The following is an 8843-nucleotide window of genomic DNA, read 5'->3' as shown; positions in this document are numbered from 1 at the left end:
CCACATCGCCCGTGCCAAGATTGCTCACGAGGCCGCTCGTGTTGTCGATGCTCGCCGCTTGAAGGTCGAGCGTGCTCAGATCAACGCCTGCGCCCGTGCCCGTGCCCGTGCACGTGCCCGCTTGAACCTGCCCGTTCGTATTCATCAGGCGGCCGCCGCTGGCGAGCGACAGCGACCCGAGCGCGCGAACTGCGCCCCGCGTGTTGTCGACGTCGCCGGCGAAGCGCGCAGAGATCGCGCCTTGTGCGGCCAGCACGCCGTTCGCGTTGTTCAGGCCAGCGGCCTGCGCGGTGAGCGTGCCGGCCGAGATGATCCGGCCGCCAACGTTCGAGAAATAGCCAGCGCCGTTGGCGGGCGCAATCGTCAGCGTGCCCATGCCAGCATCGATGATGGAGCCGCCGTCGTTGATGAGCGCGCCCGGCGCGAGCGTTAGATCCGTGCTGTTGGTCTGAAAAGTCCCGTCGTTGGAATTGTCGAACGTGCCGCTGACATGGAATCCCGTCGACGTTGCGCCGTATTGCGTGATCCGGCCCGCGCGATTGATAAGTTCCGTCGTGTTGACATTGAGCGCGTTCGCCTCGATCCCGCCGCCGGTGTTGTCGATTGTGCTGGTACTCGTGACCGTGAGATTCGGCGCGACGAGCGAGCCGCCGCTATTGGTCAGTCGCCCGGTTCGAATCGTCTCGTTTGTGCCTGCGCCGATCTGCCCGCGCTCATTGTTGAGCGCAACGCTCACGAGATTCACGTCCGCGTTCGACAGCAGTTTGCCGCCGGCGTTATCGAGCACGCCGTCGGCCGTCACCGCGAGGCCGCCTCGGGCCGTCATGGAGCCTGACGCGTTGACAAGCGTACCGGCCGCGACAGCCACACGTCCGTTACTGGCGATCGAGCCGGCGCGGTTGTCGAGCGTGTTCGCTACGGCAAGCGCGGCCGTGCCAGTGCCCGTCTGTGCGATCAAGCCATCGCGGTTCGAGAGCGACGCCGCGTTCAACTGGATATCTGCTGCGCTGAGCACGCCTTGATCGTTGACCAGCGCATTCGCGGCGCTCACCTCGAGGCCGCCGCCGGCCGTAGTCGTCGCGCCCGACAGGTTCGCATCGGCGCCGCGCGCCGCCAATGTGAGCGCGCCGTGCGCGGACGTGATGCTGCCGCCGAGATTAAGCGCGCTGCCGCTCAGGGCCGCATTGCCGCCCGCGACATTGCGGCCGGTCGCCGTCACGGCGCCCGACGCGCTCACGTCGAGGTCGCCCGACTGCGCAAGCGACCCGTCGCCGTTCACGCCCGCCGCGAGCGTGCCCGTCGAGGCGATGCTGTCCGCGCGAAGCGTTGTCTGGCGCTGCGCCGCAAGCAGGCCGCTGTTCGCCAGCACTCCTCCTGTCGTGGCGACGAGGTCGCCCTGCGCGTACGTCGTGCCGCGATTGTCGATGCCGTCTCGCGCGGCAACGTTGAGCGTGCCGCTTGCGTTGGTCTGCCCCGCGAGCACGAGTTTCCCGTTCGACGTGAGTGTGAGCTCGCCCGCCTGAGCGGCAAGCACGCCGCGCGTCGAGACGCCGACGCCATACTCGTTCGACGCGAGAAAGATCCGATTCGCATACATGCCACCGAGCGCGCTCACGTCCAGGCCGACGGCGGGCGCCGTGCCGTTGCCCGCGACCGGCGTCGCGGCGAGCGTATCGTGCTCGATGCCGTTCGCGCCGGTGATCGTGTTGAGCCGGTTCGCGTAAATGGCCGCGTTCACCTGGATTGCGCGCGCGAGCAGGTCGACCTGATCGATGTTGGCGGCGTTCAAGCCCGCACCTTGCACGACGAGGTTGCCGCCGCTCACCGTGAAGCCCGTCAGCGACCCGTTCGGCCCAAAGTTCGGCGTGCCCGTGGTCAGGATCGCGCGGCTCGTGTTGATGAAGCCGCCCCCGTCGACTATCAAACCGTTTGGATTGGCAACAACGACCTCGGCGCGAGGCCCGGCGACTTCGACGTACCCTCGAATCGCTGAGGGCGCGCTGCTCATCACCTGATTAACGATCACACGAGCAGAGCCGCCCGGCGCGAGGTTGGCGTTGCCGTTGATCAGTCCGGCCTGCTGCGTCTGCGTGATGGCGGGCGAGTTGTTGAGGATCGCGCCTTGTCGCTGAACGTCGAATTGGGAGTAGTTGTTGACCGACACCCCCGCGCCCGAGGGCTTGGCGATGTTCACCTGTGCGAGGCCGTTCTGCGTCTGTATGACCTGCGCGCCAGAGCCCGGGACCGCGACAATCTGCGCCCACGTCGGTTCAGTCCCGGCAAGCGTGCCGATGCACAGCTTCGCTGCACCGACAAGCGGATGCCAGACGCGTTTCAACCTTGACTTGTAAAGACGCTTGTTCATGCTCTCTTCGGGAACGAGGCGGCTTGATCGTCCCGCGAGGCGTCGCGAAGGCAAGCAACTCAGGAAAGATTGTCAGCGCTCGCCCAGCGCCGCGTAAGGAGAAAGGTCCGAAAAGCGAGCATGTCCCGAGTCCCGCCGATCCGGCACCCCGCCCAATCGCCGCTCCGCGACAAGGGCCTTCATTGCCCCATCCCCATGCTTTCTGTATCGTGGCCTGAACCGTGCTGCGCAGAACCCGCAGCCGCTACAGGAATCCCACGACATGACCCCCAGCAGCGACACCATCACCACCGACGTATTGATCATTGGCGCCGGCCCTGTGGGCCTGTTTGCCGCCTTCGAGGCCGGGGTGATCGGCCTGACATGCCAGATCGTCGATACGCTCGGGCGCATCGGCGGGCAATGCATCGAGCTGTATCCCGACAAGCCGATCTACGACATCCCCGCCATCCCGTCCTGCACCGCGCGCGAACTCGTGGATCGCCTGCTCGAGCAGATCCGCCCGTTCGACGTGCCCATCCATCTCGACCAGCGCGTGCAGTCCGTCACTCAGCGCGAGACCGATCATCGCTGGACCGTGACGACCGAAAATGGCATGCGCTTCGACTGCGCCGCGATCCTGATCGCCGCGGGCAACGGCGCCTTCGTCCCGCAGCGCCTCCAGGTTCCCGAAGCGGCGGCGCTCGAAGGCACGGACGTGCATTACAGCGTGTCGCGCGCGGCAGACTTTGCGGACAAGAACGTCGTGATTGCCGGCGGCGGAGATTCGGCTCTCGACTGGGCGCTCGCATTGAAGGACATTGCCCGGTCGCTGACGCTGGTGCATCGGCGCAACGGCTTCTCGGCGGCGGCGAATTCGGTTGCGGCGATGAAGCGCGCCGTCGAAGCGGGCGAGATGACGTTCGTGGTCGGCATGATCGACTCGCTCGATGCTCCGGCAGGCCGGCTCGAACACGTGCGCGTGAAGCAGATCGAAGGCGCGACCGAACTCGCGGCGGACAAGCTCGTGGCGCTGTATGGCCTCGTCTCGGAGCTGGGTCCTATCGCGACCTGGAATCTCGACGTGCGCGGCGGCCGCATCGAAGTGGATACGTCGAACTATGAATCGTCGCGGCCGGGCATCTTCGCGGTGGGCGATATCGCCAACTATCCGAACAAGCAGAAGCTCATTTTGTCGGGCTTCCACGAGGCCTCGCTTGCGTTGCGCAAGGCTTATTCATACGCCTATCCCGACAAGAAGCGCATGCACGTGCATTCGAGCTACGACGCGAAACTCGCGGAACGCGTGAGCGCCGCGCACGCGGCCGATCATTCCTGAGCGACGCATGGCAGGCCGGATCATCGGCTGGCTGCTGCTGGCGGTGCTCGCCGGCGCGCTGGCGTTCGGCTATGGCGTGTATTCGCGGCGCATCGCGCTGCCTGAACGCTACGATCCGTTCGCGCCGCTCGACGTGCGCGCGCCGCCCGACACGTTCACGCAGTTCAAACTGTGGCGCGCGATGCACGACCCGCAGCGTTGCGACGCGGCGCTCGCGCGCTCGGGGCTGGCCTATCGCCACATGGCGAACGCAACGGGCCAGGGCGGCTGTCCGCTGAAAGACGTGGTGCGTGTCACGCAGACAGAAGACGTGCGCTTCAGTGCGCCGTTTCTCGCCACGTGTCCGCTCGCGCTCGGCCTCGCGTATTTCGAGCATCAGTATCTGCAACCCGCCGCGCGCGAAACCTTCGGCGAAGGCGTGACGCGTATCGAGCACGTAGGCAGCTATGCGTGCCGCAACGTCAATCATCAGCAGGACACGGCGCTGAGCCAGCATGCGAGCGCGAACGCCATCGACCTGACCGGCTTCGTGCTCGACGATGGCCGCCGCATCACGCTCGCCCGCTGGGACGATCCCGCGTCACCCGACGCACTGTTTCTGCGCCGGGTCCACGCGGGCGCGTGCCGTTCCTTCAACACAACGCTCGGCCCTGATTACAACGCGCTGCACAAGACTCACTTCCACGTGGACATGGGGCCGTACAACGTCTGTCGATGAACCTCCCGCTCAACCGTGCGCGTGTGCCGGGTTGCGGCAGCTCGCGTGATCGTGCGGCTGGTCGTTCCAGGCGGAGCCGAGAATGATGCTGCAGAAATTCAGGCGCCGGTAGTTCGGGTCCTTGAGCGCGAGCACGTCGGCCTTGACGTTGCCGAAGGTCGATTCCGGCTTGTTGATCGTGCCTTGCGTGAAGGCATCGATGATGCCTTCCTTGAAGTTCGCTTCGCGCGGATGGGCCGCCACCACGAGACGCCGCTGATCGTCGGTGAACTGGTCGTAGGCGAGTCCGAGCACGTCCATTTCGACGCCCGCCGTGACCAGCGCCACCACCGGCTTCTTGTGTTGCGGAATGCCCGGCGTGGTGTGCAGCGCGATCGCGTCCCACACCTGCTCGATATCGCTCTCGCCAATGCCATGCTGATGCAGGAACGTGCGCGCCGCGTTCGCGCCATCGACTTCGAAGCGGTCATGCGGGCTGCTGTAGGCCGGCGTGAGGCCCATGTCGTGGAACATCGCGCCGATGTAGAGCAACTCCGCGTCGTACTTGAGCTGCTTGCGTTCGCCGGTCAATGCGCCGAACAGGAACACGCGGCGCGAGTGGTGATAGAGCAGGTCGGGCTCGGTGTCGCGCACGAGTTGCGTGGCTTCGCGTGCGAGGCGGCTATCGGGGATCTTGATGCCTGCGATGATTTCGTTCATGACGGAGACTCCGTGAAAGTTGATGCGGCGGCGTATTCGAAACAGGCGAAACGTGAGGAACATGAAGCCTTGGATTGCTAGAATCGCAGCAGTAGCCGCCGGGCTGGATCAGTGCGTTGCGACAGTGATCAGTCTCGGCAAAACGCGCGTCCGTCTCAATCGAAACGATGCGCCGAAGCCTGCCAAGCGCACGCCGTCTTCTGCCACACGCCTCAGCCACACGCGTCTCACGGACTCTTACCCGATGCATACCGTTGCGATAGCCATCTTCCCGGGCGTGCAGGCGCTCGATGTAGCCGGTCCGCTCGATGTCTTCGCCGAAGCGAACGGCTTCGTGCCCGCCACCGAGGGCTACGCGATCACGCTGGTCGGTCCGGAGGAGGGCGTCGTGCGGGCCTCGAACGGTACGCGTCTGCTGGCCGATGTCGCCTTCGACGCCCCTGGCCAGCGCTATGGCACGGCGCTCGTCGCGGGCGGCCCCGCATTGCCGACGCAGCCGCCGATTCCCGCGCTGACCCACTGGCTGACCGATGTCGCCGCGCGCTGCGAACGCTATGGCTCCATCTGCACCGGCGCGTTCGCGCTGGGCCATGCGGGCCTGCTCGACGAACGCGACGTCACCACGCACTGGCAGGACGCACGCCGGCTCGCGGATGCGTTTCCGCGTGCGCGGGTGGAGCTGGACCGCATCTACATGCGCGATGGCCGTCTCGTCACGTCGGCGGGCGTGACGGCGGGCATCGACGTGGCGCTCGCGCTGGTCGCCGAAGATCACGGTCCGCAGGTGGCGCTCGCGGTGGCCAAACGCCTCGTGGTGTTCGCGCAGCGGCGCGGCGGGCAGTCGCAATTCAGCCCGTATCTCAGCGCACCCGCCGACGACACATCACCCGTCGCAAAGGTGCAGGCGTATGTGATGGAGCACATCGGCGCGCGGCTTTCGGTGGCGCAGCTTGCGGGCGTGGCCGGCATGAGCGAGCGCAACTTTGCGCGCGCCTTCGTGCAGCTCGCGCAAATGACGCCGCATGAGTTCGTCGAGCGTGCGCGTGTCGATGCCGCGCGCAACGCGCTCGAAAGCAGCGACACGCCGCTCAAGACGGTCGCGTATGAATGCGGCTTCGGCACGGCGGATCGCATGCGGCTCGTGTTTGCGCGGCGGCTGGGTGTGTCGCCGAACGATTATCGGGCGAGCTTTCGGGCGCGCTTCGCGAAATGATCCGCGCGGCGCGCCGACGCGTCACGAAGGGTTCGCTAGAATTCAGATGATCGCGGCGCATGTAAAAAGGCGGGCACAGGACGTGCATCGCATGCCGCGCCATCCACTCTCGACATATCGGAACAGCGAATGACGAAACACGAAACCGCCACGCAGGAACCCTACGAACGCCGCGCGTTGCTGCTGCATCTGGGCGACGTACTGGAGGCAGTGTTCTGCGTAAGCCAATGCGCCGACGAATATGCAAGCATCGGCGACGCGCTGAAAAGCAATGACGCGCTGGCGGGCTTCACGCTGCTCGGCTTCATCAATCCCGACATGGCGCCGCGCGAATTCATCCGCCGCGCGTCCGGCGCCTTCTTCGTCTGGCCGAAGGCATTGCTGGATGAGACGCTCAACCGGCCGATGCTTGCAAACACGGTGAAGCACGATCTCTTCGCCGGCCGCAAGGAAGGCTGGAATGCCTATGTGCAGGAGCGTCGCAAGGAGGTGTCATGGTTCGGCGAAAATCTGCCGGATGAGGCACGCAGCGCGGCGCCGGCGCATGAGGCCGCAACGCCGGAGCCGTCGCGCTATGCCACCTGGCCCTGGCCTAACGAGTCCTGACGCGGCAGTACGCCACAGTCCTATTGCTTCTTGCCCATGGTGCTGGAGCCGGCATCGAAGCCGAGTCCGTTGGGCCGTTTCGCCGCTTCCGCCTTGCCCGCCGATTCCTTGCCAGGCCGCGTCTTCAATGCGTCGCTGGCGTTTGCGGCTGCAGCGGCGGGCGGCGTCGTGTTGTGCTCCTGGTAAGCGGGCGTGCTGTCGTACTGAAGCTTGTTCGGTTGCTGTGCGTTCGCGACCATCGCCAAGGTGCCGCCCAGCAGAATCCCCGCCATGCGTCCGAGTGCGTTGAGTGTGGGTTTCATCTGCGCCTCCCTTTGTTCTGCACTTTCCTCGGTTTCAGCAAGACGCGGACCCGCTCGCGCAACACTGCCCGCACTGATTGCTTGTCGATGCGCAAGCATTGCGCGCGCAAGCCTCGGGACGTGCTGCCGGCTTGATGGTGGTCAAGGGCGCAGGCTCCATCCCTCGGGAAAATCCTCATTTTCAACGCGGGAAAGCGAAAATGAGAAAGGCACCAGGGGTGGTTGCAGGCGTGATTGCACTGTCATGCGTCACGCTGTTTTCGATGCCGGCATGCGCGGGCGATGACACGCCGGCAAGCGTGCCAAGCGGCGGACTTCATGCGGGCGACCTGCTCGTGCGGCTGCGCGCGATCAGCATTCAGCCGGACGTGAAGGCGGGCGGCGCGCTGGGCACGCTCGACGCAGGCGTGAACAACGCGATCGTTCCCGAACTCGACTTCACCTACATGATTCGCGACCAGATCGGCGTGGAACTGATCCTGGCGACGTCGCGGCATCAGGTGACGTCGAACGTGGGCGGGCTGGGCGGCGTCGGCGTGCTGCCGCCCACCTTGCTTCTGCAATATCACTTCAATCACGCGGGGCGCGTGCGTCCGTATGTGGGCGCGGGCGTGAACTACACGCTCTTCTACAACGACAAGCTGAAGGCCGGCGCGACGCCCGTATCGATCAATCACAGCAGCTTCGGTCCGGCTTTGCAGGTGGGCGTCGACGTGCAGGTCGCCAAGAATCTCTTCGTCAATGCGGACCTGAAGAAGATCTGGATGCGCACGAGCGCGTCGGCGGATGGCGCGGACCTTGGGTCGCTGAAGATCGATCCGTGGGTGCTCGGCGTGGGCATCGGCATGAAGTTCTGAGCCTGGCGTTTTCCGGCACCTCGCGCCTTGTCTGAAAAATGGCGGAAGAAGCCGGTGCTTCTGGCGTGGACGGTTTTGCTCGCGCGGTATCCTTGACAGCAGGCCCGGCGCAGACGCGCGCCGTCCGGATGCCGGTGCGTGCGTGCACGCCTGGACCGGCCGGCGGCAAGCCGTCTGCAACGACTAATAACACCGCATCGGGGAACAGCAAGCCAAATGAGACTTTCCACTTACGCGGGAATCGCCTTGCTCGCAGCGTCAGGCGCCGCTGCCGCGCAACAGCCGCTGGCCTTGCCCGGCCGCAGTCAGAGTTCGTGGCAGCAATCGGTCGATACCGCCGCCTGCTACGCCTACGCCAACCAGAACACCAAAGTGAACATGGCGCGCGAAGCGCAGACGCCGCCGCGCGATGCGCCTCGCGAACCGCGTCCGCTCTCGCCGCCGCGTGCGGTCGAGCCGCCGTTGCCGCCGGTTGCATCGGGTGCGCTGGCGGCTTCCGCAGCGTCGTCGGCGGTGGCGGCTTCGGGGGCGTCCGCCGTCACCGTGGCGGGCGCTTCAGGCGCGCACGCAGCTTCGGCGCCGCAGGGGGCATCGGCGGCGCTGCCGGCATCGGGCATCGCGGCCGCGTCCGGTGCATCCGACGCCATCCTCAGCGGCGACATGAAGATGCCGCCCCTTCCTCCGCCCGAGCCGCCGATGGTGCGTTACTGGCGCGCCTACAGCGACTGCATGCAGAACCGCGGCTATTTCGTGCGCTGAAGCCGG

Annotated in this window: 9 protein-coding genes; 6 read left to right on the top strand and 3 right to left on the bottom strand. The window is 65.9% G+C overall.

The genetic code is table 11. The features are described from left to right. On the bottom strand, positions 1-2365 hold a 2365-nt coding region (locus tag QCE64_RS31385; RefSeq protein ID WP_310008051.1), incomplete at its 3' end, for a filamentous hemagglutinin N-terminal domain-containing protein. A gap of 262 nt (positions 2366-2627) precedes the next feature. Here QCE64_RS31385 and QCE64_RS31380 point away from each other — a divergent pair. Next, positions 2628-3683, top strand: a complete 1056-nt coding sequence (locus QCE64_RS31380; protein ID WP_310008049.1) for an NAD(P)/FAD-dependent oxidoreductase — start codon at positions 2628-2630, stop codon at positions 3681-3683. A gap of 7 nt (positions 3684-3690) precedes the next feature. Then, entirely contained in the window at positions 3691-4401 is a 711-nt protein-coding gene (locus tag QCE64_RS31375; protein WP_309926423.1) for an extensin family protein, read from the top strand. Positions 4402-4410: 9 nt separating this feature from the next. On the opposite strand, the gene QCE64_RS31370 is transcribed toward QCE64_RS31375, so the two are convergent. Continuing rightward, positions 4411-5100 carry an HD domain-containing protein gene (locus QCE64_RS31370; RefSeq protein ID WP_309934860.1) on the bottom strand — a complete coding sequence of 230 codons (690 nt, stop codon included), beginning with the start codon at positions 5098-5100 and terminating at the stop codon, positions 4411-4413. 244 nt (positions 5101-5344) lie between these two features. On the opposite strand from QCE64_RS31370, the gene QCE64_RS31365 reads away from it, so the two are divergent. Together QCE64_RS31365 and QCE64_RS31360 are read left to right on the top strand one after the other, a co-directional pair. After that, positions 5345-6313 carry a DJ-1/PfpI family protein gene (locus QCE64_RS31365; protein ID WP_309934858.1) on the top strand — a complete coding sequence of 323 codons (969 nt, stop codon included), beginning with the start codon at positions 5345-5347 and terminating at the stop codon, positions 6311-6313. A 129-nt stretch (positions 6314-6442) separates the two neighbouring features. Then, the gene (locus QCE64_RS31360) at positions 6443-6919 is read left to right on the top strand and encodes a hypothetical protein (RefSeq protein WP_310008047.1); all 477 of its coding nucleotides are present in this window, start codon (positions 6443-6445) and stop codon (positions 6917-6919) included. A gap of 20 nt (positions 6920-6939) precedes the next feature. Here the strand turns inward: QCE64_RS31360 and QCE64_RS31355 are convergent, their stop codons facing one another. Beyond that, positions 6940-7221 (bottom strand): hypothetical protein, encoded by a 282-nt coding sequence (locus QCE64_RS31355; protein WP_309926417.1) that lies wholly within the window; start codon positions 7219-7221, stop codon positions 6940-6942. Positions 7222-7421: 200 nt separating this feature from the next. Between QCE64_RS31355 and QCE64_RS31350 the strand changes: the two genes are divergently transcribed. Next, a complete protein-coding gene (locus QCE64_RS31350) occupies positions 7422-8078 on the top strand; it encodes an OmpW/AlkL family protein (RefSeq protein ID WP_404987643.1) in 657 nt (218 codons plus the stop codon). Positions 8079-8294: 216 nt separating this feature from the next. Beyond that, complete coding sequence (locus QCE64_RS31345) at positions 8295-8837, top strand: hypothetical protein (RefSeq protein WP_309926415.1); 543 nt, start codon at positions 8295-8297, stop codon at positions 8835-8837. The last annotated feature ends 6 nt before the right edge of the window (positions 8838-8843 follow it).

The sequence above is a fragment of the Caballeronia sp. LZ043 genome (assembly GCF_031451075.1).
Lineage (GTDB): Bacteria > Pseudomonadota > Gammaproteobacteria > Burkholderiales > Burkholderiaceae > Caballeronia.
The sequence above is the reverse complement of the archived record's forward strand: the minus strand, read 5'-3'. Positions and strand labels throughout refer to the sequence as shown.

Excerpts from the sequence above, each read along its gene's own strand:
- QCE64_RS31360 (WP_310008047.1), top strand. The coding sequence starts at position 6,443 with ATGACGAAACACGAAACCGCCACGCAGGAACCCTACGAACGCCGCGCG.
- QCE64_RS31345 (WP_309926415.1), top strand. The coding sequence starts at position 8,295 with ATGAGACTTTCCACTTACGCGGGAATCGCCTTGCTCGCAGCGTCAGGC.
- QCE64_RS31365 (WP_309934858.1), top strand. The coding sequence starts at position 5,345 with ATGCATACCGTTGCGATAGCCATCTTCCCGGGCGTGCAGGCGCTCGAT.
- QCE64_RS31355 (WP_309926417.1), bottom strand. The coding sequence starts at position 7,221 with ATGAAACCCACACTCAACGCACTCGGACGCATGGCGGGGATTCTGCTG.
- QCE64_RS31370 (WP_309934860.1), bottom strand. The coding sequence starts at position 5,100 with ATGAACGAAATCATCGCAGGCATCAAGATCCCCGATAGCCGCCTCGCA.
- QCE64_RS31380 (WP_310008049.1), top strand. The coding sequence starts at position 2,628 with ATGACCCCCAGCAGCGACACCATCACCACCGACGTATTGATCATTGGC.
- QCE64_RS31375 (WP_309926423.1), top strand. The coding sequence starts at position 3,691 with ATGGCAGGCCGGATCATCGGCTGGCTGCTGCTGGCGGTGCTCGCCGGC.
- QCE64_RS31350 (WP_404987643.1), top strand. The coding sequence starts at position 7,422 with ATGAGAAAGGCACCAGGGGTGGTTGCAGGCGTGATTGCACTGTCATGC.